The organism is Salinivibrio sp. MA427 (genome assembly GCF_001996115.1).
GTDB lineage: Bacteria > Pseudomonadota > Gammaproteobacteria > Enterobacterales > Vibrionaceae > Salinivibrio > Salinivibrio costicola.
The window spans coordinates 1-1,613 of record NZ_MUFH01000436.1 but is presented as its reverse complement, the minus strand read 5'-3'; the positions used below and the strand labels follow the sequence as shown (position 1 = coordinate 1,613).

The window sequence follows — 1,613 nt, the reverse complement described above, 5'->3', positions numbered from 1 at the left end:
TTATTCTATAGTTCACTGCCGCACAGGCAGCTTAGAAACAGAGGTGGGCGTACAGTTATTGACAGAACTCGTTCACTGCCGCACAGGCAGCTTAGAAAATAACCAATAAACACATCGAGGGCGAAATACTGTTCACTGCCGCACAGGCAGCTTAGAAATCTGAATGGAATAGAGTTGCTCCGTCTTCTGTGTTCACTGCCGCACAGGCAGCTTAGAAATGATTGCTTTTTGATTCGCGCCCTCCACCGCGTTCACTGCCGCACAGGCAGCTTAGAAAATCGAGATGACGTAACACATCGTCGGACATCTGTTCACTGCCGCACAGGCAGCTTAGAAAAATGAGTACGATAAACATCAACCGTTTTCGTTGTTCACTGCCGCACAGGCAGCTTAGAAATATAACTCTATCCCCGACAACGCCACGATGGTTGTTCACTGCCGCACAGGCAGCTTAGAAATGAAAGCCATGACGGTTGAGTGGGAAGGTATCGTTCACTGCCGCACAGGCAGCTTAGAAATGGACCATTGTTAGAGCGTCTTGGTCCACATTGTTCACTGCCGCACAGGCAGCTTAGAAAATAAACATGGAAAGCAGCGAGCAAAGCAGAATGTTCACTGCCGCACAGGCAGCTTAGAAAAAGCTAAAGCGGAAGCAGAGCGCAAGATTCGCGTTCACTGCCGCACAGGCAGCTTAGAAACAACAGATTGGTAACGATCTAATTCGTCTTATGTTCACTGCCGCACAGGCAGCTTAGAAATGTTCAACTRCGCATCGGCAATGATGGCACTCGTTCACTGCCGCACAGGCAGCTTAGAAAAGATTAACGACCTGGCCGTCTGTCACGATCGAGGTTAATCGTTGGCCTCGATGTCGGAGGCGCGCAGTTCACTTGGGTAATACATGACAGACATCGCACTGGCGCTTGTCCGACCTACACACGATTTTAATATCGGCGGTGCCATTGGCTTACATTGGTTATCGGAACAGCCACTTTTGGCCCGATGATACCATTGGCGTAGGTGACACAAGCCCCGGCACGGTGTTGGATATGTGCAAATTGCCAACGGGCGCCTGTCACGATCGAGGTTAATCGTTGGCCTCGATGTCGGAGGCGCGCAGTCCGCTTGGGTAATACATGACAGACATCGCACTGGCGCTTGTCCGACCTACACACSATTTTAATATCGGCGGTGCCATTGGCTTACATTGGTTATCGGAACAGCCACTTTTGGCCCGATGATACCATTGGCGTAGGTGACACAAGCCCCGGCACGGTGTTGGATATGTGCAAATTGCCAACGGGCGCCTGTCACGATCAGTGCCAATTTGACGACGATGGTGCATAGCGTAAGTCATACCAAGCTTGAATGAGAATCTTTATGTGTGCTGCTGTACACCAACGTTGTTCGGCTGAATCAATATGAGTTAAAAAGTTGGGAGTCACTGACAAAAAGCTCTATATTCATTATTCATATTTATGAATAAGTGCGATAGTTATGGCGACAACAAGTCTAAGCTTAGGGGAGCACTGGGAAGTGGTTATTAAAAACGAGGTAGCAAGTGGCCGGTACGGCTCTGCTAGCGAGGTTGTTCGTGCTGCATTACGCACACT

At 49.4% G+C, this 1,613-nt stretch carries 1 protein-coding gene and 1 CRISPR repeat array; the gene reads left to right on the top strand.

From position 1 onward, the window contains the following. Window positions 1-10 precede the first annotated feature (10 nt). Window positions 11-818: direct repeats of the CRISPR family, unit length 28 nt; unit sequence GTTCACTGCCGCACAGGCAGCTTAGAAA. A 679-nt stretch (window positions 819-1,497) separates the two neighbouring features. Then, the coding region (locus tag BZG79_RS16965) for a type II toxin-antitoxin system ParD family antitoxin (protein ID WP_108743319.1) at window positions 1,498-1,613 on the top strand (116 nt) is incomplete at its 3' end.